This window comes from Enterobacter sp. MGH 16 (assembly GCF_000493175.1).
Classification (GTDB): Bacteria; Pseudomonadota; Gammaproteobacteria; order Enterobacterales; family Enterobacteriaceae; genus Enterobacter; species Enterobacter roggenkampii.
Map to the genome: position 1 here is coordinate 2,909,225 of NZ_KI535695.1, position 19,977 is coordinate 2,929,201.

The following is a 19,977-nucleotide window of genomic DNA, read 5'->3' on the forward strand; positions in this document are numbered from 1 at the left end:
GACCAACGATGCCCCTTCGCCCTGCCACCACGCTCTGGCCGCCCGTTTTACTGGGTAGCCAGTTTGTTTTTAACATCGGCTTTTACGCCGTTGTCCCCTTCCTGGCGATATTCCTGCGCGACGATATGCTGCTCTCCGGCGGGCTGATCGGGCTGATCCTCGGCCTGCGCACGTTCTCTCAGCAGGGGATGTTTATCGTCGGCGGCGCGCTCTCGGACCGGTTTGGCGCGAAAATCGTTATCCTGAGCGGGTGCATTATTCGCGTCACGGGGTATCTGCTGCTGGCGCTTGGTGAATCGCTGTGGCCGATTATTCTGGGCGCGTGCCTGACGGGGGTGGGCGGCGCGCTGTTTTCTCCTTCTATTGAGGCATTGCTGGCGAAAGCAGGCACGAATAGCGAGGCGAAAGGTAAACGAAGCCGGGCGGAGTGGTTCGCGCTCTTTGCGGTCTGCGGGGAACTCGGTGCGGTACTGGGCCCGGTTGCCGGCGCCCTGCTCACCGGCCTGGGCTTTCGCCAGGTGGCGCTGGCGGGCGCTGGCGTCTTTCTCGTTGCGCTGGTGGTTCTCTACTTTTGCCTACCCGCGTCACGCCACGCTGCGCGGACGCTAAAACTCGTTCCCTGGTGGACGACCTTTCGCCAGCCCCGCTTTGTCGCCTTTATCATTGCCTATAGCTCGTGGCTTTTAAGCTATAACCAGCTCTATCTGGCGCTGCCAGTAGAGATCCAGCGCTCCGGCGGTAACGAGAAAGATCTCGGCCCGCTTTTTATGCTGGCCTCTGTACTGATTGTTGCTTTACAGCTGCCGCTGGCGCGATTCGCCCGGCGCGTGGGCGCGGTGAGGATCCTGCCGGTGGGCTTTTTATTCCTCTCCGCCGCCTTTGCAAGCGTGGCAATGTTTGCGCCGACGGCACCGCCTGAAGGCTGGCTGCGCCTGCTGCCGTCGGTCTGTTTCGTGACGCTGTTGACGCTGGGACAGATGCTGCTGGTACCCTCGGCTAAGGACCTGGTCCCCCGGTTTGCCGAGGAGTCCACGCTGGGGGCGCACTACGGCGCACTCGCCACCGCCGGAGGCATTGCGGTACTGGCCGGGAATTTGCTGTTTGGCAGCCTGCTGGATCGCGCGCTGGTGCCCTCAACGCAGGCGATGCTCCCCTGGCTGCTGCTGGCCCTCTTCCCGCTCTGCAGCGCGCTGGCCCTTAACGTGATTTGCCGCCCGCTCAGAAGCTGAACCGGTCACTTTTTCGGACGATACTTTTCCGGCAGTTCCGGTACGGGACGACGGTCATCCATCAGATGGCGGACGGTCAGAATGGGGTGACGCCAGAGCATTCGCGGGCCTGCCCAGCGCATAATCTGCTTCATCTCTTCGCGTTTTGCAGGCTGGTAGCAGTGGACCGGACACTGTTTACAGGCGGGCTTTTCCTCCCCGAAAACGCATTTATCCAGACGCTTATCGGCATAGGCATTTAGCGCCTGATAGTGCCCCTCTTCCACAGAGGCCTGAGGACACTGCTTCTGATACAGCGCGATCATTTTCGCGATGGTCTCTTTTTCGCGTGAAATTCGTTTACCGGACATAGCGACTTACCGAACAATAAAGTGCAAAAATAATACACCTTTCAATGCGGGATTTCAGTTATTGCATGTCGTTTTCTGAAGCCTGATTCCAGTTTTAGCCCTGCAAGGCCCAACCATCACTGGTATTTTATACAGGCATCAGTAATGACTTTTATCCGTGTTGTCGGGAGACCCTATGCAAGAACTCGCTATCAACAAACCCTATCGCCATTTAACAGTGGGATATTTCAGAAAGCGCCATGAAGACCGCAATACCAAGATACCGAAGCGCTACAGCGTGCATGCGGCGCTGAGCTTAAAAGGTGACTGGCTTGAAAAGGCAGGGTTTACCACCCACTCCCGGGTGCGAGTGGGTGTGGAGCATGGAAAAATCGTCATTGAGCTCATGTCGGAAGATGCCTCGTAAAGCGGCGACATTTTTCTGCGCCGTACCTTTTTTTCATGCGACAATAGAAGGAACAAACGGCCACTGAGCCGCTCAAAACGGTTTATATTCAAAGAAATGGACATCATAACTCCATGAGCACACTCGACAATTTCGACGCACATACGCCGATGATGCAGCAGTATCTGAAGCTGAAGGCACAGCATCCGGAAATCCTGCTGTTCTATCGTATGGGCGATTTTTACGAGCTGTTTTATGACGATGCCAAACGCGCATCGCAGCTGCTCGACATCTCGCTGACCAAACGTGGCGCATCGGCTGGTGAACCCATTCCAATGGCCGGTATACCCCACCACGCGGTAGAAAACTACCTGGCGAAACTGGTGAATCAGGGTGAGTCTGTCGCCATCTGCGAACAGATCGGCGACCCCGCGACCTCAAAAGGTCCGGTGGAACGCAAGGTCGTGCGCATCGTCACGCCGGGCACCATCAGTGATGAAGCCCTGCTTCAGGAGCGCCAGGATAACCTGCTGGCCGCGCTGTGGCAGGACGGCAAAGGCTTTGGCTACGCGACGCTGGACATCAGCTCCGGGCGTTTTCGTCTGAGTGAACCGGCTGACCGAGAAACAATGGCAGCCGAACTGCAGCGCACCAACCCGGCAGAACTGCTCTACGCCGAAGATTTCGCCGAAATGTCGCTGATTGAAGGCCGTCGCGGGTTGCGCCGCCGTCCGCTGTGGGAATTCGAAATTGATACCGCGCGCCAGCAGCTGAATCTGCAGTTTGGCACCCGCGATCTGATTGGCTTTGGCGTTGAAAATGCCCCGCGCGGGCTGTGTGCGGCAGGTTGCCTCCTGCAGTACGTAAAAGATACCCAGCGCACCGCCCTGCCGCATATCCGCTCTATCACCATGGAGCGCCAGCAGGACAGCATCATCATGGATGCCGCCACGCGCCGTAACCTGGAGATCACCCAGAACCTGGCGGGCGGCGTAGAAAATACGCTCGCGTCGGTCCTCGACAATACGGTAACGCCAATGGGCAGCCGTATGCTGAAACGCTGGCTGCATATGCCGATTCGCGATACCGCTACGCTGGTTTGCCGTCAGCAGACGATTGCCGCCCTGCAGGATCGCTATACCGAGCTGCAGCCGGTCCTGCGTCAGGTGGGCGATCTGGAACGTATCCTGGCCCGTCTGGCGCTGCGCACGGCGCGACCGCGCGATCTTGCGCGGATGCGTCATGCTTTCCAGCAGCTGCCGGAACTGCGTGCGCAGCTGAGCGACGTTGACAGCGCGCCGGTACAGAAACTCCGCGAAACCATGGGCGAATTTACCGAACTCCGCGAGCTGCTTGAACGCGCCATTATTGATGCGCCTCCGGTTCTCGTGCGCGATGGCGGCGTGATTGCCCCGGGCTACAACGAGGAGCTGGACGAATGGCGCGCGCTGGCCGACGGCGCGACGGACTACCTTGATAAGCTGGAGATCCGCGAGCGCGAGCGTCTTGGGCTCGACACCCTGAAGGTGGGGTATAACGCGGTTCACGGTTACTACATTCAAATCAGCCGCGGGCAGAGCCATCTGGCGCCGATTCACTACGTGCGCCGCCAGACGTTGAAAAACGCTGAACGCTACATCATTCCCGAGCTGAAAGAGTACGAGGACAAAGTTCTCACCTCGAAAGGCAAAGCGTTGGCGCTGGAAAAACAGCTCTATGAAGAGCTGTTTGACATGCTGATGCCGCACCTGGCCGACCTGCAGCTGAGCGCCAGCGCGCTGGCGGAACTGGACGTGCTGGTGAACCTGGCCGAACGCGCGGAAACACTGAACTACACCTGCCCGACCTTTACCGACAAGCCCGGCATTCGCATCACTGAAGGCCGTCACCCGGTGGTCGAGCGGGTGCTGAACGAACCGTTCATCGCCAACCCGCTGAGCCTGTCGCCGCAGCGAAGAATGCTGATCATTACCGGTCCGAACATGGGCGGTAAGAGTACCTATATGCGTCAAACGGCGCTGATTGCGCTGCTCGCGTATATCGGCAGCTACGTCCCGGCGCAAAACGTGGAGATTGGCCCCATCGACCGTATTTTTACCCGCGTCGGGGCTGCGGACGATCTGGCGAGCGGTCGCTCAACCTTCATGGTCGAAATGACCGAAACGGCTAACATTCTGCATAACGCGACGGAGCACAGCCTGGTGCTGATGGACGAAGTCGGACGCGGAACGTCAACCTACGATGGCCTGTCGCTGGCCTGGGCCTGTGCGGAAAGCCTCGCGAATAAAATCAAGGCCATGACGCTGTTCGCCACCCACTACTTCGAGCTGACGCAGTTGCCGGAGAAAATGGAAGGCGTGGCTAACGTCCACCTTGATGCGCTGGAGCACGGCGACACCATCGCCTTTATGCACACGGTGCAGGATGGCGCGGCAAGCAAGAGCTATGGTCTGGCCGTTGCGGCGCTGGCCGGTGTACCGAAAGAGGTGATCAAGCGCGCGCGTCAGAAACTGCGTGAGCTGGAAAGCCTGTCACCGAATGCGGCGGCGACGCAGATCGATGGTACGCAGATGTCGCTGCTGGTGCCAGCGGAAGAGACATCGCCTGCAGTGGAAGCGCTGGAGAATCTCGATCCTGATTCCCTGACGCCGCGTCAGGCGCTGGAGTGGATTTATCGGTTGAAGAGTCTGGTTTAGTTTTCTGCGGTCTTTGCCCGGTGGCGCTGCGCTTACCGGGCCTACGAGTTTTGTAGGCCGGGTAAGGCGAAGCCGCCACCCGGCAAAACAGACCGCACAATATTATCGCCCGGTAAGCGCAGCGCCACCGGGCTTTTTTTTAGAGCAGCGGCGGGATTGTCGGCACCTGCGGCGCCTCGTCAATATCCTTCTGCGTCATGCGGAACGCTTCCGGGTAGTGCTCGCGGCTGGTACGACGCAGCGGTTCGGTATCGCGCCAGGTATACAGACAATGCTGGCACTGGTAAACGGTCCAGACCCCTTTCACCGGTGACGTCGCCATCACTTCAATATGCTCATCGGCACAACGTGGACAAATCATCTTTTCCTCCTTATTGGCGTGCAGCCAGCATCGCGGTCAGTTTTTCAGCCCAGGCTTTGGTTTCAGGCAGATCCTGAACCGGCTGGCTATAGTGGCCCCGGGTGTCCGGTGCGACAGGCGTGGTCGCATCAATAATCAGTTTGTCGGTAATGCCCGCCGGGCTGGATCCCGGATCGAGTTCAAGCACCGACATGTTCGGCAGTTGCACCAGATCGCCTGCCGGGTTGACCTTCGATGACAGCGCCCACATCACCTGCGGGAGGTTGAACGGGTCGACATCCTCATCCACCATGATCACCATCTTCACGTAGCCCAGGCCGTGCGGCGTGGTCATGGCGCGCAAGCCAACCGCGCGGGCGAAGCCGCCGTAACGCTTTTTGGTGGAGATGATCGCCAGCAGACCGTGGGTGTACATCGCGTTTACCGCCTGCACTTCCGGGAACTCCGCTTTCAGCTGCTGGTAGAGCGGCACGCAGGTGGCTGGCCCCATCAGATAATCAATCTCGGTCCACGGCATGCCGAGGTAAAGGGATTCGAAAATCGGTTTGGTGCGGTAAGAAACTTTGTCGATACGCACAACCGTCATGTTACGGCCACCGGAGTAGTGGCCGGTAAACTCGCCGAACGGCCCTTCAATTTCGCGCTTACGGCCTTCAATCACCCCTTCCAGGATCACTTCAGAACCCCACGGCACATCAAAGCCGGTCAGCGGCGCGGTGGCAATCGGGTACGGGCTTTCACGGAGCGCACCGGCCATTTCATATTCCGACTGATCGTATTTCAGCGGCGTCGCGCCCATCAGGGTGATGATCGGGTCGTTGCCCAGCGTAATCGCAATCGGCAGGTCTTCGCCGCGCTCTTCCGCTTTGTGCAGATGCAGAGCGATATCGTGCATCGGCACCGGCTGCAGGCCGAGCTTGCGCTTGCCCTTCACTTCCATGCGGTAGATGCCAACGTTCTGCTTGCCGAAGTTATCCGGGTCGAGCGGATCGCGCGAGACAACGCACGCTTTGTCGAGATAAAAACCACCGTCCCCGTCGTTCAGGCGGAACAGCGGCAGGATGTCGAACAGGTTAATGTCTTCACCGTCCACCGTATTCTGCGCCCAGGCCGGGTTGGCGCGGCGCTCTGGCGCAATCGGGAATTTATCCCAGCGGCGAATAAACTCGTCGATCTGCTTTTTCACCGGCGTGTTCGCAGGCAGCCCCATCGAAATAGCGTGATTTTGCCAGGAGCCGATGGTGTTCATCACCACGCGGGCATCGGTAAAGCCGCGAATATTGTCGAACCACAGCGCGGGCGCGCCGTCACCGATGCGGCCGGTCGCGTTGGCTGCCGCCGCCAGATCCGGCTCGGCGTTTACCTCTTCCTCAATTTTCAGCAGTTGCCCTTGCTCATCGAGCGCCTGCAGGAAGCTTCTCAGATCATCAAATGCCATCTTTATTCTCCTGTGAAAAATGTTTCGCCTCCCGCAACCCGTTCCAGCGACGCGCCTTTTTATGCTCCAGGCCAAACTGGTCGAGCACGCGGGTCACAATATGCTGGGTAATGTCATCGGCGGTTTGCGGGTGGTTGTAGTACGCAGGCATGGGCGGCACCATCGCCACGCCCATGCGGGAGAGCGCCAGCATGTTCTCCAGATGAATGGTGCTGAGCGGCGTTTCACGGGGCACCAGTACCAGCTTACGCCCCTCTTTCAGCACCACATCCGCCGCACGGCCCACCAGCCCTTCGGCATAGCCCGCGCGGATCCCGGCCAGCGTTTTCATGCTGCAGGGAATGACGATCATGCCGTCGGTACGAAACGAGCCGGAGGAGATGGTGGCGGCCTGGTCAGCCGGGCTGTGGACGACGTCAGCCAGGGCAGCAACGTCCTGGGCGGTGTAAGGCGTTTCCAGCTCAATGGTGGTTTTTGCCCACTTCGACATCACCAGATGCGTCTCTACTTCCGGCATTTCCCGCAGCGCCTGCAGCAGCGCCACGCCCAGCGGAGCACCCGTCGCCCCCGTCATTCCCACGATCAATCTCATTCATCACCTCAATCAATTTGTTCGTGTACGAACATTGTAGGTAAACTACTCCCGGATTGTTTTTCTGACAAGATCGTTCGTACACGATCACACAAAATGCTAAAAAATGCCGCATTATCATCCTGGACTTTAGCGGCTATCATAGGGGGTGATTTTTTCTGTCGGAGTGTTCATGGAACTAAGACAAGAGGCGTTCCACCTGTTACGTCAGCTTTTTCAACAGCATACCGCGAAGTGGCAACATGCCCTGCCGGAACTGACCAAGCCGCAGTATGCGGTGATGCGCTCAATTGCCGAGCATCCGGGCATTGAACAGGTGGCATTGACTGAAGTCGCGGTCAGCACGAAAGCGACCCTGGCGGAAATGCTGAGCCGCATGGAGGCGCGCGGGCTGGTCAAACGCGAGCACGACCCTGCGGATAAGCGCCGTCGCTTTGTCTTCCTCACGCCAGAAGGTGAGGCCCTGCTTGCAGACTGTAAGCCGGTAGGCAATGAGGTTGATGAGGCCTTTTTAGGACGCCTTAACAAGGCCGAGCGGGAGCAGTTCTCTGCGCTCATCAAAAAGATGATGCACGATTAACTCACGCTGGTGCGCATAAAATCGATAAAGGTGCGCACTTTTGCGGGCACATGCCGGGCATCAGGATAGACCGCATAGATCCCCTGCCGCGCAAAGGTATACTCCGGTAAAATCGTCACCAGCGTTCCCGCATCAAGCGCATCGCGCACCAGCCATTCCGGCAGTAACGCCACCCCACCGCCTGCGAGCGCAAAAGCCATAAGGGCCTGAGCGCTGTCGGCAAACAAACGCGGCGCCTTTTTTATCTCCAGCACGTCAGGCGCACCGCGGGCATCTTTCACCTGCCAGCGCAGCGGCGAGGCTAAGCGCTCGTGGATAATCCAGTCGGCCTGCGCCAGCTGTGCAAGCGATTCGATCGGGTTTCTCGCAAGCCACTCGGGCGTCGCGACGGGGAGAATAGAAAAGTGAGAAATCAGTGCGGCGTGGTTGCGCGAATCAACAAGCGTACCCAGCCGGATGGCCACGTCAAAGCGCTCCGAGATAAGGTCTGCGTGCAGTGACGACGAAACATGTCGGACGCGAAGATCCGTGTGTTGCTGGCTAAACCTGGCCAGCAGCGGCACCACGACCCGGGCGCCATATTCAGGCGTGGTCGTGATCCGCAGTTCACCGGTGAGTCCCGCATGGTTCGCACGGACATCATCCTGCAGCCGTTCGGCCTCCTTCAGAAGCGCCACGCTGCGCTGATGAAAAAGCACGCCCGCCTCGGTTAGCGTCAGGCGGCGGGTGGAGCGCAGCAGCAGCGTAACGCCCAGCTCATCTTCAAGCTGGCGGATATTGAAGCTAACCACCGCTTTTGTCAGCCCCATCGCCTCGGCGGCGGCCGTAAAACTGCCGGTGTCGGCCACCGCGATAAACATCTGCGTCCGCTGCAGGTTAATCATCATCTCGCCCTTTACTGTCAAAATATTTTTGACAGTATATCGCGCTTTGTCAGGTTTATCCGTGATGCCCGAGCCGATACGATACGCCACCTCACCGGAGGATCCACCATGACGTATCGCAGCCAAGTTGCCGTTGTCTATCTGCTGGGCTTTTTTCTTGATTTGATCAACATGTTTATTGCCAGCGTCGCCTTTCCGGCGATGGCTCACGCCTTTAACACCACGCCTTCTGCCCTTGCCTGGGTCAGTAACGGCTACATTGCCGGCCTGACGCTGGCGATCCCGTTCAGCAGCCTGCTCTCGCGCCGCATCGGACCAAAGCGCGTCATCCTGCTTTCGCTTTTTCTGTTCAGCGCAGCCTCCGCAGCGGCGGGCCTGTCTGCAACGCTTGAAAGTCTGATCGCCTGGCGAGTGCTTCAGGGCGTGGGAGGAGGCTTACTGATCCCCGTTGGACAGGCGCTGACCTGGCAACAGTATAAGCCTCACGAGCGTGCCAGACTCTCCTCGGCGGTGATGCTGGTCGCGCTGCTTGCCCCGGCCTGCTCCCCGGCTATCGGGGGACTGCTGGTACAGACGCTAAGCTGGCGATGGATCTTTTTCGCCACGCTACCGGTCGCTATCGTGACCTTTGTTCTGGCCTGCCTGTGGCTTAAACACGAAATGCCTGCGATGAACGCGGCCAGACTGCTAAACCTGACCTTGCTCGCGGACCCGCTTTTGCGTTTTTCCATGCTTGTCTATATCTGCGTTCCTGGCGTATTTATTGGGGTGAACGTCACGGGCATGTTTTATCTTCAGAACGTGGCGAACATGAGCCCAGCCGCTACGGGCATGCTCATGCTGCCGTGGTCTGTGGCATCGTTTATCGCCATCACGGCAACGGGACGTTATTTTAACCGTATCGGCCCCCGCCCCCTGATCGTCATCGGCTGCCTGCTGCAGGCGACGGGCATTCTGCTTTTGATTGACGTCAGTTCGGCTACGCTGTTGCCTGCCGTCGCGTTTGCCCTGATGGGCGCCGGGGGAAGCCTGTGCAGCAGCACGGCTCAGAGCAGCGCGTTTCTGACAACGCGCCGGGACGAGATGCCGGATGCCAGCGCGCTGTGGAATCTCAATCGTCAATTGAGCTTTTTTGCCGGTGCCCTGCTGCTGGCGCAGGTGCTGAACCTGGCGCAGGCGTGGCTGACGCCACACGCCGCCTGGCACGGGATGTTTATTTTTGCCGCAGGCATGACCTTGCTGCCTGTACCGTACGTTTTTCGTCTTAACAATACGCAGGTGCTAAACCCGCTGCGACAGGAGAATTCATGACGCCTTTCGAACACGACATTATCGACCTCCACATTGCGCTTGAAGCATGGTTAGGCAAAGGTGAAGGCGAGGCCGACGCGCTGCTCGCCCGTTTCCAGCGCGATTTTCTGATGATCCCGCCGGGCGGTGTGCAGGTCGACTATAACGGCCTGGCCAGTTTTCTGGAAAAACAGCGCGGAAGCCGTCCCGGGCTGAAAATCGTCATTGACGAATTAACCACGATCCAGAGCGGCGAACGGGGTGCAGTGCTTCACTACCGGGAGACGCAAACCCGGCCAGACCTGCCCGTTAACGTGCGCTGGTCAACCGCGGTGCTTAATCAGGAAGGTGACAAAATAACCTGGCGTCTGCTGCACGAGACGGCGACGCAGCCGTAACACAAAAGAAAAAGGCCCGTCTCACGACGGGCCTTTTTTGACGAAAGGTTGCTTATTCGCGGAACAGCGCTTCGATATTCAGACCTTGCCCCTGCAGGATTTCACGCAGGCGGCGCAGACCTTCAACCTGAATCTGACGAACACGTTCACGGGTCAGGCCAATTTCGCGGCCGACGTCTTCCAGTGTCGCAGCTTCATACCCCAGTAAACCGAAACGACGCGCCAGCACTTCACGCTGTTTGGCGTTCAGTTCGAACAGCCATTTGACGATGCTCTGTTTCATGTCATCGTCCTGCGTGGTGTCTTCCGGACCGTTATCTTTTTCATCGGCCAGGATGTCCAGCAGCGCTTTTTCGGAGTCGCCACCCAGCGGGGTGTCAACGGAGGTAATGCGCTCGTTGAGACGCAGCATACGGCTTACGTCATCAACCGGTTTATCGAGTTGCTCGGCAATTTCTTCTGCGCTTGGCTCGTGGTCCAGCTTATGGGACAACTCGCGCGCGGTACGCAGATAGACGTTCAACTCTTTGACGATGTGAATCGGCAGGCGAATCGTACGGGTCTGGTTCATAATAGCCCGTTCGATGGTCTGACGAATCCACCAGGTCGCGTAGGTTGAGAAACGGAACCCGCGTTCCGGGTCAAACTTCTCAACTGCGCGGATGAGACCTAAGTTGCCCTCTTCAATCAGATCCAGCAGAGCCAGACCACGATTGCCGTAACGGCGGGCAATTTTCACGACCAGTCGCAGGTTACTTTCAATCATGCGACGACGCGAGGCCACATCACCACGCAAAGCACGACGTGCGAAATAGACTTCTTCTTCGGCCGTTAGCAGTGGGGAGTAACCAATCTCCCCAAGGTAAAGCTGAGTCGCGTCCAGTACACGCTGTGTGGCGCCCTGCGATAACAGCTCTTCTTCAGCCAAATCGTTATCACTGGGTTCCTCTTCTACTAAGGCTTTTTCGTCAAAAGCCTCTACTCCGTTCTCATCAAATTCCGCGTCTTCATTTAAATCATGAACTTTCAGCGTATTCTGACTCATAAGGTGGCTCCTACCCGTGATCCCTGAACGAGACACCCTGGCTGGCATGCCCCGTCAAATTATCGCTGCGGCAAGTACTGCAGCGGGTTTACGGATTTCCCCTTGTAACGAATTTCAAAATGCAAGCGTGTAGAACTGGTTCCGGTGCTACCCATGGTAGCGATTTTTTGCCCCGCCTTAACTTCTTGTTGTTCCCGGACCAGCATTGTGTCGTTATGGGCGTAGGCACTCAGGTAATCATCGTTGTGTTTGATGATGATAAGATTACCGTAACCGCGCAGAGCGTTACCGGCATACACAACGCGTCCATCTGCGGTCGCGATGATAGCCTGTCCTTTACTCCCTGCGATATCGATCCCTTTATTTCCCCCTTCGGAAGAAGAGAAGTTCTCGATAACCTTGCCGTCAGTCGGCCAGCGCCATGCAGAAATCGGCGAACTGGAGGTCATACTGCTGGCAGTCGGTTCAGTAGAGCTAACCACAGGTGCCGTAACCGGTGCTGTGACAGCAGTCGCAGTCCCTTTATTATTCGGCAACATTTTGTTAGCAGTCTGATCACCTGAATCCTCAGAATACGTAATTACAGGTTGTGAAGCAACCACCGTGGTGGATTTTTGTGCAGGCTTAACGCTGTTATTTTGAGCCGTCACATCGGCCGCTGAAACCGTGTTGCCAGGCGTAAGCGGCGTACCCGTCGCGTTGCCCACCTGGAGCGTTTGCCCGACTTCCAGACCATATGGGGCCTGGACGTTGTTGCGCTGCGCGAGGTCACGGAAATCGTTCCCGGTGATCCACGCAATGTAGAACAGCGTATCGCCGCGTTTCACGGTATAGGTGCTGCCACCGGTGTAGCTGCCTTTCGGAATGTTCCCATACTGACGGTTATAGACTATGCGGCCGTTTTGGGTCTGAACAGGCTGTTCAACTGGCTGAACCTGCATTGGCTGTGTAACAGGATGTTGCACAGGCTGAATTTGTGGTGTTTGCTGCGGCGCAGCCGTCCCCATTTTAGGTGGCGGCGTGATTAACATTCCGCTGGACGTGTTACCGGAGCCGCTGTTTCCGCCGACGGAACTGACGGGCGCAGGCGCGTTGTTAGAACTTGTACAGCCTGCCAGCCAGAGCGAAACCAGTGATAATGCCGCAACACGGCTGATGGTGAATTTAGGGCTTCCCGCGCTCATTTATCCCCCAGGAATGTGTTAACTACCAGTGACTTAAAATTTACCGTGATGGCACGAATCTTTCGCGCCACACCATACGCTGAATTTGCCTTAATAACCCTGGATAATTCCGAGTCTCAGGCCAACTCCCCCTTCACCAGAGGCACAAAGCGCACGGCTTCCACGGTGTCGATAATAAACTCGCCGCCGCGCCGACGAACGCGCTTCAACAACTGCTGCTCGTCCCCGACAGGCAGAACCAGAATGCCCCCCTCATCCAGCTGCGACAACAGGGCTGCTGGAATTTCTGGCGGGGCCGCCGTCACGATGATCGCGTCAAACGGGGCACGAGCCTTCCAACCCTGCCATCCATCACCGTGTCGTGTCGAAACATTATGTAAATCAAGTTGTTTCAGGCGACGACGCGCCTGCCACTGTAAACCTTTAATCCGCTCAACGGAGCATACGTGATGAACGAGATGCGCCAGGATCGCGGTCTGATACCCCGACCCGGTGCCAATCTCCAGCACGCGGGAATCGGGCGTCAGCTCCAGCAGCTCCGTCATGCGAGCCACCATGTAAGGCTGCGAAATCGTCTGGCCCTGCCCGATGGGCAGCGCCACGTTTTCCCACGCTTTGTGTTCAAACGCCTCGTCTACAAATTTCTCACGCGGAACCAGGGCGAGCGCTTCGAGCACGTGCTCGTCGCGGATCCCCTGCGCGCGTAGTTGTTCCAGAAGAGTTTGTACACGTTTGTTTACCATTGCGCGTTCACTCCTGCGCGTTCCAGCCAGCCCGACACCACATCATGCGCGCTATACGCGGTTAAATCTACGTGCAGCGGGGTAACCGAAACATAGCCTTCCTCCACGGCGGCAAAGTCGGTATCCGGACCCGCATCGCACTTATCGCCGGGAGGGCCGATCCAGTAAAGCGTGTTGCCGCGCGGATCCTGCTGCGGGATCACCTGATCGGCAGGATGTCGACTCCCGCAACGGGTGACGCGGATGCCTTTAATTTCATCGAGAGGAAGATCCGGCACGTTAATGTTGAGGATGCGTCCGGTACGCAACGGCTCGCGGCCGAGCGCCCGCAGGATCGAACAGGTCACCGCGGCGGCGGTGTCGTAGTGCGTGTAGCCGTTCAACGAGACCGCCAGCGCCGGGAATCCCAGATGGCGGCCTTCCATTGCGGCCGCCACGGTGCCGGAGTAAATCACGTCATCGCCGAGGTTAGGCCCGGCGTTAATGCCGGAGACGACGATATCCGGACGCGGCCGCATCAGCGCGTTCACGCCCAGAAAAACACAGTCGGTCGGCGTGCCCATCTGTACGGCAATATCGCCATTTTCAAAGGTAAAGGTGCGAAGCGACGACTCCAGCGTCAGCGAGTTAGACGCTCCACTGCGGTTACGATCGGGCGCCACAACCTGCACATCCGCAAACTCACGGAGGTGTTTCGCCAGGGTCTGAATGCCTGGCGCGTGGATCCCGTCATCGTTACTCAGCAATATTCGCATAATCACCCGAGGTGTTGATAAGTTCCCTGACAACACTGGTGGCAAAGCTGCCTGCCGGCAGCCAGAAGCGTAACTCGACGGTCACGTCATCCCACCAGTTCCAGCTTAACTGCTGCGGATAGAGCAGCATCGCGCGGCGTGCCGCGTCGACTTTTTCCCGCACCAGCAAGGACTGCAATTCTGGCGCATCCGCCACGGCTGACTGCTCGGCGGCCAGGGCCTCCCCCTGGGTTCCCCAGTCGCCCGTACCGGGCAACGCGGCGGTGATCAGCAGCCCTTTTGCGTCCACGCGCGACTGGACATCGGCCATCTCTTCGGCCGTTGCCACAAACCAGCTTCCGCGTCCCGCTAATTGTAGCGCATCGCCAACAACAACTTGATTCGCGTCCGGTTTTTTCAGCCTTTCGCTCACAATCTGATTAAACAACGCACTGCGGGCCGCCGACAACCAAAAACTGCGTTTATTCCTGTCACGCACCGGCGCGTCGCTTTGCGCCCAGCGCAGTGCGCCCTGCAGGTTGCTGCCGCCGATGCCAAAGCGCTGCGCGCCAAAGTAGTTCGGTACGCCGCGGTCGCTGATGGCATTCAGGCGTTTTTCAACGTCTTCACGGTCAGTCACTTCGCGCAGCACCAGCGTAAACGCGTTGCCTTTTAACGCGCCCAGACGCAGTTTGCGCTTGTGGCGGGCATATTCCAGTACCTTACAGCCCTCAAGCTCAAATTTGCTTAAATCAGGCATCGCATTGCCGGGAACGCGCGCGCAGAGCCACTGTTCCGTGACGGCGTGTTTATCTTTCTGCCCGGCAAAGCTCACCTCGCGGGCATGAATTTTGAGGAATTTTGCCAGCGCGTCGGCCACAAAGCGGGTATTGCAGCCATTTTTCAGAATACGCACCAGGATATGTTCGCCTTCGCCATCCGGCTCAAAGCCCAGATCCTCCACCACGAGGAAATCTTCCGGGCTGGCTTTCAGCACCCCGTTCCCCTGCGGCTTACCGTGCAGGTATGTCAGGTTGTCGAATTCTGTCATTTGCTCGCCTTCACCAGCAGCGCCACGGCTTCACAGGCAATCCCTTCGCCACGACCGGTAAAGCCCAGCTTCTCGGTCGTCGTCGCTTTCACGTTCACGTCGTCCATGTGGCAGCCCAGATCTTCTGCAATAAATACGCGCATCTGCGGAATGTGCGGCAGCATTTTTGGGGCCTGGGCGATAATCGTCACGTCGACGTTGCCAAGGGTATAGCCTTTCGCCTGGATGCGGCGCCACGCTTCGCGCAGCAGTTCACGGCTGTCCGCCCCTTTAAACGCCGGATCGGTGTCCGGGAACAGCTTGCCGATATCACCCAGTGCGGCCGCGCCCAGCAGCGCGTCGGTCAGCGCATGCAGCGCCACGTCGCCATCAGAATGCGCCAGCAGCCCTTTTTCATAAGGAATGCGCACGCCGCCAATGATAATTGGGCCTTCGCCGCCAAAGGCGTGTACATCAAAACCGTGTCCAATTCGCATTATGCCTTCTCCTGATGGGTCGAACGGGTAAGATAAAATTCCGCGAGCTGTAAATCTTCCGGACGCGTCACTTTAATATTATCAGCACGTCCTTCAACAAGCTCAGGGTGGAAACCGCAGTACTCCAGCGCAGAGGCTTCGTCCGTGATGGTCGCACCTTCGTTAAGCGCGCGCGTTAAGCAATCGTGGAGCAGTTCGCGGGGGAAAAATTGCGGCGTCAGCGCGTGCCAAAGATCGACGCGATCGACGGTGTGGGCGATAGCCCGTTTGCCCGGCTCGGCACGCTTCATGGTGTCGCGCACGGGAGCGGCCAGAATGCCGCCCACTTTGCTGGTTTCGCTCAATGCCAGCAGGCGAGCGAGATCGTCCTGATGCAGGCACGGACGCGCCGCGTCATGGACCAGCACCCACGGCGCGTTACCGGCCGCCTGAATGCCTGCCAGCACGGAATCGGCGCGCTCGGCACCGCCATCGACAACGGTAATCTGTGGATGATTTGCCAGCGGGAGCTGCGCGAAGCGCTCATCGCCGGGGCTGATAGCGATGATCGCCCGCGTCACCCGCGGGTGCGCCAGCAGCGCCGCCACGGCGTGCTCGAGGATCGTTTTATCGCCAATAGAGAGGTATTGCTTGGGACATTCTGTCTGCATGCGCCGGCCAAAACCTGCGGCCGGCACCACGGCGCATACGTCCGAAAAAGTTACTGCCATGTCGTAATCCTGGGCCTGATTATCGATTGTTTTGTGCTGAGCCCTGATTGCGTTTAGACGCATCCGGAACCAGACGATAAAAGGTTTCGCCCGGCTTAGTCATACTGAGTTCATTGCGTGCGCGTTCCTCAATCGCCTCTTGCCCGCCATTGAGGTCATCAATTTCAGCGAAGAGTTGATCGTTTCGCGCCTTAAGTTTGGCGTTTGTTGCCTGCTGAGCCGCGACGTCATCGCTCACCCGGCTATAGTCGTGCAGTCCGTTCTTACCGAACCACAGCGAATATTGCAGCCAGATTAGCAAAGCCAGCAACAGCAGCGTTAGTTTACCCATCCTGCCCCCTGAAAAACGGCATCATCATCCCAAGACTTCCCCAGAGCACTACGCCGGGGTAACAGAGATGCCGCAACATCGCGGGCAAATGTACCACATTTTTTCCGCAGAATCGTCCTGCTCAATATCGTTACACAGTTGGTTACGGTTTGAATTATGGCTGAAGTTAGCCCATGAGCCACAAAAATAACAGACCAAACATCAGCACCACCGTCACAATCGTGACCACGGTACTGTACAGGAGCTTGCCGTTGAGCAGCGAGTGCAGCGCAATGCCGACGACAACCGCCACGGGCATCAGCGCCAGAAAGAAAGGCCAGGTGTAGAGAAAGAAGAACAGCGTGTTTCCGCCGTAGATAAGAAACGGGATACCCAGCGCCAGCAACCATGAGACGAAGCCAATGATGGCCCCAGGAAATGACCAGGTCGTTTCGTCGTCGGTCGCAAGCGGCTCCGACCCGGTGGTGGTGATGTAATGTTCACTGTTGCGCATAGCTAGTCCTGTGACCGTGACTCGTCGTTCGGGAAGACAGCTCCCGAACGATACCGTCTCAGGATCTGATAATATCGTCCCGTCTGAGCAGGTCTAATAATTGGCTTACTAAATTTGTTACCAATTGTTGACCCTCCAGGTGAATTTCTGGCGATTCAGGCGCTTCGTATACCGCGTCAATGCCGGTGAAGTTGCGCAATTCTCCGGCACGCGCTTTTTTGTACAACCCTTTCGGGTCGCGCGCTTCGCAAACCTCCAGCGGCGTATCCACAAACACTTCGATAAAGCGATCCTGTCCGACCCGTTCGCGCACCATCTGGCGCTCGGCGCGGTGTGGAGAGATAAATGCGGTCAGCACCACCAGCCCGGCGTCGGCCATCAGGCTGGCAACCTCCCCGACCCGGCGGATGTTCTCTTTGCGGTCGTCGTCGCTGAACCCTAAATCGCTGCACAGGCCATGGCGCACGTTGTCGCCATCCAGCAGGTACGTGCTTACGCCCTGCTGATGCAATGCCTCTTCCAGCGCGCCCGCCACCGTCGATTTACCCGAGCCGGACAGCCCGGTAAACCACAGCACAACTCCACGGTGACCGTGGAGCTGTTCGCGCTGGGCGACGGTGACCGGATGAGGATGCCAGACGACGTTCTCATCATGGGCAGCCATTACTTGCCTCCCAGCAGATCGCGCGCGCCCCAGTGCGGGAAGTGCTTACGCACCAGCGCGTTCAGTTCCAGCTCAAAGGCGCTGAATTCTGAAGCCGCGGACGCCTGTTCGTTTGGCTCACGGACCATCCCCGCGCCGACGGTGACGTTCGTCAGGCGGTCAATAAAGATAAGCCCGCCCGTCACCGGATTTTGCTGATACGGATCCAGCACCAGCGGTTCGTCAAAGGTCAGATCGACCAGACCAATACCGTTCAGCGGCAGCTCGGTGACCTCGCGCTGGGTCAGGTTGTTGATGTCCACCTGGAACTGAATACCGTCCACGCGGGCGCGGGTCTTCTTGCCGGCGATTTTGATGTCGTAGCTCTGGCCCGGCGTCAGCGGTTGCTCCGCCATCCACACCACATCCACGGAAGCCCCCTGCACGGCGGCCAGCGTTTCCTGGGCATCCACCAGCAGATCGCCCCGGCTGATATCAATCTCGTCTTTCAGCACCAGCGTAACCGCTTCACCGGCGCCTGCGTCCTGCAGGTCACCGTCGAAGGTGACGATACGGGCGATGGTCGATTCCACGCCGGATGGCAGCACCTTGACGCGCTGACCGACCTTCACGGAGCCTGACGCAAGGGTGCCGGAGAAACCGCGGAAGTCGAGGTTTGGACGGTTGACGTACTGCACCGGGAAGCGCATCGGCTGGGTGTCGACCACGCGCTGGATTTCAACCGTTTCCAGCACTTCCAGCAGCGTCGGGCCGCTGTACCACGGCATGTTCGCGCTCTGGGAGGCGACGTTATCCCCTTCCAGCGCCGAGAGCGGCACAAAGCGGATATCCAGGTTGCCCGGCAGCTGTTCGGCAAAGGTCAGATAGCTCTGGCGGATCTCCTCGAACTTCTCTTCGCTGAAGTTCACCAGATCCATCTTGTTGACCGCCACCACCAGGTGTTTGATCCCCAGCAGCGTGGAGATAAAGCTGTGGCGACGGGTCTGATCCAGCACGCCTTTACGCGCGTCGATCAGCAGGATCGCCAGGTCGCAGGTCGACGCGCCGGTCGCCATATTGCGGGTGTACTGTTCGTGCCCCGGGGTGTCGGCGATAATAAATTTGCGCTTCTCGGTAGAGAAATAGCGGTAGGCCACATCGATGGTGATGCCCTGCTCGCGCTCCGCCTGCAGGCCATCCACCAGCAGCGCCAGATCCAGCTTTTCACCCTGGGTACCGTGACGCTTACTGTCATTATGCAGGGAGGAGAGCTGATCTTCGTAAATCTGGCGCGTATCGTGCAGCAGGCGGCCAATCAGGGTGCTTTTCCCGTCATCCACGCTGCCGCAGGTCAGAAAACGCAGCAGGCTTTTGTGTTGTTGCGCATGCAGATACGCTTCCACACCGCCTTCTTTGGCAATTTGTTGAGCAATAGTGGTGTTCATGGCGGCTCCTTAGAAATAACCCTGACGTTTCTTCAGCTCCATGGAGCCTGCCTGGTCGCGGTCAATCACGCGCCCCTGTCGCTCGCTGGTGGTCGACACCAGCATCTCTTCGATGATCTCCGGCAGCGTCTGCGCACTGGACTCCACCGCGCCGGTCAGCGGCCAGCAGCCGAGGGTGCGGAAACGGACCATCTGTTTTTTGATCACTTCGCCCGGCTGCAGGTCGATGCGATCGTCATCGATCATCATCAGCATGCCGTCGCGCTCCAGCACCGGGCGCTCGGCGGCCAGGTACAGCGGAACGATCTCGATGTTTTCCAGATAGATGTACTGCCAGATATCCAGCTCGGTCCAGTTGGAGAGCGGGAAGACGCGGATGCTTTCGCCTTTGTTGATCTGACCGTTGTAGTTGTGCCACAGCTCCGGACGCTGGTTTTTGGGGTCCCAGCGGTGGAAGCGGTCGCGGAAGGAGTAGATACGCTCTTTGGCGCGGGATTTCTCTTCGTCACGACGCGCGCCGCCGAAGGCCGCATCAAAACCGTATTTGTTCAGCGCCTGCTTCAGCCCTTCGGTTTTCATGATATCGGTGTGTTTGGCGCTGCCGTGCACGAACGGGTTAATACCCATCGCCACCCCTTCCGGATTTTTATGCACCAGCAGCTCGCAGCCGTAGGCTTTCGCGGTACGATCGCGGAACTCGTACATCTCGCGGAATTTCCAGCCGGTGTCCACGTGCAGCAGCGGGAACGGCAGCGTGCCCGGATAAAACGCTTTACGCGCCAGATGCAGCATGACGCTGGAATCTTTACCGATGGAGTACATCATCACCGGGTTAGAAAACTCGGCGGCCACTTCGCGGATAATATGGATACTTTCCGCTTCGAGCTGCCGCAGGTGTGTAAGACGTTTTTGGTCCATA

The 19,977-nt window shown here is 58.2% G+C and carries 24 protein-coding genes; 7 read left to right on the top strand and 17 right to left on the bottom strand.

Features of this window, described 5'->3' with window-relative positions; all coding sequences use genetic code 11:
* The first annotated feature begins 8 nt into the window (after positions 1-8).
* Positions 9-1,229: an MDR family MFS transporter gene (locus L362_RS09180; RefSeq protein WP_023344806.1), complete on the top strand. Its 1,221-nt coding sequence runs from the start codon at positions 9-11 to the stop codon at positions 1,227-1,229.
* A gap of 5 nt (positions 1,230-1,234) precedes the next feature.
* On the opposite strand, the gene L362_RS09175 is transcribed toward L362_RS09180, so the two are convergent.
* Positions 1,235-1,579, bottom strand: coding sequence for a nitrous oxide-stimulated promoter family protein (locus tag L362_RS09175; RefSeq protein ID WP_008499590.1), 345 nt, complete (start codon positions 1,577-1,579; stop codon positions 1,235-1,237).
* A gap of 175 nt (positions 1,580-1,754) precedes the next feature.
* On the opposite strand from L362_RS09175, the gene L362_RS09170 reads away from it, so the two are divergent.
* Together L362_RS09170 and mutS are read left to right on the top strand one after the other, a co-directional pair.
* A complete protein-coding gene (locus L362_RS09170; RefSeq protein WP_008499591.1) occupies positions 1,755-1,985 on the top strand; it encodes a SymE family type I addiction module toxin in 231 nt (76 codons plus the stop codon).
* Between the two features lie 113 nt (positions 1,986-2,098).
* Entirely contained in the window at positions 2,099-4,660 is a 2,562-nt protein-coding gene (mutS, locus tag L362_RS09165; protein ID WP_023344807.1) for a DNA mismatch repair protein MutS, read from the top strand.
* Positions 4,661-4,799: 139 nt separating this feature from the next.
* On the opposite strand, the gene L362_RS09160 is transcribed toward mutS, so the two are convergent.
* The 3 genes from L362_RS09160 to L362_RS09150 are packed head-to-tail and all read right to left on the bottom strand — an operon-like array spanning position 4,800 to position 7,051.
* Entirely contained in the window at positions 4,800-5,021 is a 222-nt protein-coding gene (locus L362_RS09160) for a non-oxidative hydroxyarylic acid decarboxylases subunit D (protein WP_003862116.1), read from the bottom strand.
* Between the two features lie 10 nt (positions 5,022-5,031).
* The gene (locus L362_RS09155) at positions 5,032-6,459 is read right to left on the bottom strand and encodes a non-oxidative hydroxyarylic acid decarboxylases subunit C (protein ID WP_008499594.1); all 1,428 of its coding nucleotides are present in this window, start codon (positions 6,457-6,459) and stop codon (positions 5,032-5,034) included.
* Entirely contained in the window at positions 6,449-7,051 is a 603-nt protein-coding gene (locus L362_RS09150) for a non-oxidative hydroxyarylic acid decarboxylases subunit B (RefSeq protein WP_008499595.1), read from the bottom strand. The genes L362_RS09155 and L362_RS09150 overlap by 11 nt, the downstream gene beginning before the upstream one ends.
* 172 nt (positions 7,052-7,223) lie before the next feature.
* On the opposite strand from L362_RS09150, the gene L362_RS09145 reads away from it, so the two are divergent.
* The gene (locus L362_RS09145; protein ID WP_008499596.1) at positions 7,224-7,631 is read left to right on the top strand and encodes a MarR family winged helix-turn-helix transcriptional regulator; all 408 of its coding nucleotides are present in this window, start codon (positions 7,224-7,226) and stop codon (positions 7,629-7,631) included.
* Here the strand turns inward: L362_RS09145 and L362_RS09140 are convergent.
* Positions 7,628-8,515 carry a LysR family transcriptional regulator gene (locus L362_RS09140; protein WP_032622703.1) on the bottom strand — a complete coding sequence of 296 codons (888 nt, stop codon included), beginning with the start codon at positions 8,513-8,515 and terminating at the stop codon, positions 7,628-7,630. The two genes, L362_RS09145 and L362_RS09140, sit on opposite strands and share 4 nt — an antisense overlap.
* Positions 8,516-8,623: 108 nt before the next feature.
* Here L362_RS09140 and L362_RS09135 point away from each other — a divergent pair, with 108 nt between their 5' ends.
* Positions 8,624-9,826 carry an MFS transporter gene (locus tag L362_RS09135; RefSeq protein ID WP_023344808.1) on the top strand — a complete coding sequence of 401 codons (1,203 nt, stop codon included), beginning with the start codon at positions 8,624-8,626 and terminating at the stop codon, positions 9,824-9,826.
* On the top strand, positions 9,823-10,203 hold the full coding sequence (locus L362_RS09130; RefSeq protein ID WP_021241912.1) for a DUF4440 domain-containing protein: 381 nt from the start codon (positions 9,823-9,825) through the stop codon (positions 10,201-10,203). The genes L362_RS09135 and L362_RS09130 overlap by 4 nt, the downstream gene beginning before the upstream one ends.
* A 52-nt stretch (positions 10,204-10,255) precedes the next feature.
* On the opposite strand, the gene rpoS is transcribed toward L362_RS09130, so the two are convergent.
* Both rpoS and nlpD read right to left on the bottom strand, forming a co-directional pair.
* Entirely contained in the window at positions 10,256-11,248 is a 993-nt protein-coding gene (gene rpoS, locus L362_RS09125; RefSeq protein ID WP_008499600.1) for an RNA polymerase sigma factor RpoS, read from the bottom strand.
* A 59-nt stretch (positions 11,249-11,307) separates the two neighbouring features.
* On the bottom strand, positions 11,308-12,381 hold the full coding sequence (gene nlpD / locus L362_RS09120) for a murein hydrolase activator NlpD (RefSeq protein ID WP_240613108.1): 1,074 nt from the start codon (positions 12,379-12,381) through the stop codon (positions 11,308-11,310).
* Between nlpD and L362_RS25120 the strand changes: the two genes are divergently transcribed.
* Complete coding sequence (locus L362_RS25120; protein ID WP_369751013.1) at positions 12,323-12,454, top strand: peptidase; 132 nt, start codon at positions 12,323-12,325, stop codon at positions 12,452-12,454. The genes nlpD and L362_RS25120 overlap by 59 nt on opposite strands.
* Before the next feature lie 94 nt (positions 12,455-12,548).
* Here L362_RS25120 and L362_RS09115 read toward each other — a convergent pair whose 3' ends face one another.
* The 10 genes from L362_RS09115 to cysD form a co-directional block, all read right to left on the bottom strand.
* A complete protein-coding gene (locus L362_RS09115) occupies positions 12,549-13,175 on the bottom strand; it encodes a protein-L-isoaspartate(D-aspartate) O-methyltransferase (protein WP_008499604.1) in 627 nt (208 codons plus the stop codon).
* On the bottom strand, positions 13,169-13,930 hold the full coding sequence (surE, locus tag L362_RS09110) for a 5'/3'-nucleotidase SurE (protein ID WP_023344809.1): 762 nt from the start codon (positions 13,928-13,930) through the stop codon (positions 13,169-13,171). The genes L362_RS09115 and surE overlap by 7 nt, the downstream gene beginning before the upstream one ends.
* A complete protein-coding gene (truD, locus tag L362_RS09105) occupies positions 13,911-14,960 on the bottom strand; it encodes a tRNA pseudouridine(13) synthase TruD (RefSeq protein WP_023344810.1) in 1,050 nt (349 codons plus the stop codon). The genes surE and truD overlap by 20 nt, the downstream gene beginning before the upstream one ends.
* On the bottom strand, positions 14,957-15,436 hold the full coding sequence (ispF, locus tag L362_RS09100) for a 2-C-methyl-D-erythritol 2,4-cyclodiphosphate synthase (protein WP_008499607.1): 480 nt from the start codon (positions 15,434-15,436) through the stop codon (positions 14,957-14,959). The genes truD and ispF overlap by 4 nt, the downstream gene beginning before the upstream one ends.
* Positions 15,436-16,146: a 2-C-methyl-D-erythritol 4-phosphate cytidylyltransferase gene (ispD, locus tag L362_RS09095; protein WP_023344811.1), complete on the bottom strand. Its 711-nt coding sequence runs from the start codon at positions 16,144-16,146 to the stop codon at positions 15,436-15,438. The genes ispF and ispD overlap by 1 nt, the downstream gene beginning before the upstream one ends.
* A 19-nt stretch (positions 16,147-16,165) precedes the next feature.
* Positions 16,166-16,477, bottom strand: a complete 312-nt coding sequence (gene ftsB / locus L362_RS09090) for a cell division protein FtsB (RefSeq protein WP_008499609.1) — start codon at positions 16,475-16,477, stop codon at positions 16,166-16,168.
* Positions 16,478-16,643: 166 nt separating this feature from the next.
* Positions 16,644-16,970, bottom strand: a complete 327-nt coding sequence (locus tag L362_RS09085) for a DUF3561 family protein (RefSeq protein ID WP_008499610.1) — start codon at positions 16,968-16,970, stop codon at positions 16,644-16,646.
* A 58-nt stretch (positions 16,971-17,028) separates the two neighbouring features.
* Positions 17,029-17,634 carry an adenylyl-sulfate kinase gene (cysC, locus tag L362_RS09080; RefSeq protein WP_021241908.1) on the bottom strand — a complete coding sequence of 202 codons (606 nt, stop codon included), beginning with the start codon at positions 17,632-17,634 and terminating at the stop codon, positions 17,029-17,031.
* A complete protein-coding gene (gene cysN / locus L362_RS09075; RefSeq protein ID WP_023344812.1) occupies positions 17,634-19,058 on the bottom strand; it encodes a sulfate adenylyltransferase subunit CysN in 1,425 nt (474 codons plus the stop codon). Before cysN ends, cysC begins: the two co-directional genes overlap by 1 nt.
* A gap of 9 nt (positions 19,059-19,067) precedes the next feature.
* A complete protein-coding gene (gene cysD, locus L362_RS09070) occupies positions 19,068-19,976 on the bottom strand; it encodes a sulfate adenylyltransferase subunit CysD (RefSeq protein ID WP_006811770.1) in 909 nt (302 codons plus the stop codon).
* Position 19,977 lies beyond the last annotated feature (1 nt).

Excerpts from the sequence above, each read along its gene's own strand:
- L362_RS09180 (WP_023344806.1), top strand. The coding sequence starts at position 9 with ATGCCCCTTCGCCCTGCCACCACGCTCTGGCCGCCCGTTTTACTGGGT.
- L362_RS09175 (WP_008499590.1), bottom strand. The coding sequence starts at position 1,579 with ATGTCCGGTAAACGAATTTCACGCGAAAAAGAGACCATCGCGAAAATG.
- L362_RS09170 (WP_008499591.1), top strand. The coding sequence starts at position 1,755 with ATGCAAGAACTCGCTATCAACAAACCCTATCGCCATTTAACAGTGGGA.
- mutS (WP_023344807.1), top strand. The coding sequence starts at position 2,099 with ATGAGCACACTCGACAATTTCGACGCACATACGCCGATGATGCAGCAG.
- L362_RS09160 (WP_003862116.1), bottom strand. The coding sequence starts at position 5,021 with ATGATTTGTCCACGTTGTGCCGATGAGCATATTGAAGTGATGGCGACG.
- L362_RS09155 (WP_008499594.1), bottom strand. The coding sequence starts at position 6,459 with ATGGCATTTGATGATCTGAGAAGCTTCCTGCAGGCGCTCGATGAGCAA.
- L362_RS09150 (WP_008499595.1), bottom strand. The coding sequence starts at position 7,051 with ATGAGATTGATCGTGGGAATGACGGGGGCGACGGGTGCTCCGCTGGGC.
- L362_RS09145 (WP_008499596.1), top strand. The coding sequence starts at position 7,224 with ATGGAACTAAGACAAGAGGCGTTCCACCTGTTACGTCAGCTTTTTCAA.
- L362_RS09140 (WP_032622703.1), bottom strand. The coding sequence starts at position 8,515 with ATGATTAACCTGCAGCGGACGCAGATGTTTATCGCGGTGGCCGACACC.
- L362_RS09135 (WP_023344808.1), top strand. The coding sequence starts at position 8,624 with ATGACGTATCGCAGCCAAGTTGCCGTTGTCTATCTGCTGGGCTTTTTT.
- L362_RS09130 (WP_021241912.1), top strand. The coding sequence starts at position 9,823 with ATGACGCCTTTCGAACACGACATTATCGACCTCCACATTGCGCTTGAA.
- rpoS (WP_008499600.1), bottom strand. The coding sequence starts at position 11,248 with ATGAGTCAGAATACGCTGAAAGTTCATGATTTAAATGAAGACGCGGAA.
- L362_RS09115 (WP_008499604.1), bottom strand. The coding sequence starts at position 13,175 with ATGGTAAACAAACGTGTACAAACTCTTCTGGAACAACTACGCGCGCAG.
- surE (WP_023344809.1), bottom strand. The coding sequence starts at position 13,930 with ATGCGAATATTGCTGAGTAACGATGACGGGATCCACGCGCCAGGCATT.
- truD (WP_023344810.1), bottom strand. The coding sequence starts at position 14,960 with ATGACAGAATTCGACAACCTGACATACCTGCACGGTAAGCCGCAGGGG.
- ispF (WP_008499607.1), bottom strand. The coding sequence starts at position 15,436 with ATGCGAATTGGACACGGTTTTGATGTACACGCCTTTGGCGGCGAAGGC.
- ispD (WP_023344811.1), bottom strand. The coding sequence starts at position 16,146 with ATGGCAGTAACTTTTTCGGACGTATGCGCCGTGGTGCCGGCCGCAGGT.
- ftsB (WP_008499609.1), bottom strand. The coding sequence starts at position 16,477 with ATGGGTAAACTAACGCTGCTGTTGCTGGCTTTGCTAATCTGGCTGCAA.
- L362_RS09085 (WP_008499610.1), bottom strand. The coding sequence starts at position 16,970 with ATGCGCAACAGTGAACATTACATCACCACCACCGGGTCGGAGCCGCTT.
- cysC (WP_021241908.1), bottom strand. The coding sequence starts at position 17,634 with ATGGCTGCCCATGATGAGAACGTCGTCTGGCATCCTCATCCGGTCACC.
- cysN (WP_023344812.1), bottom strand. The coding sequence starts at position 19,058 with ATGAACACCACTATTGCTCAACAAATTGCCAAAGAAGGCGGTGTGGAA.
- cysD (WP_006811770.1), bottom strand. The coding sequence starts at position 19,976 with ATGGACCAAAAACGTCTTACACACCTGCGGCAGCTCGAAGCGGAAAGT.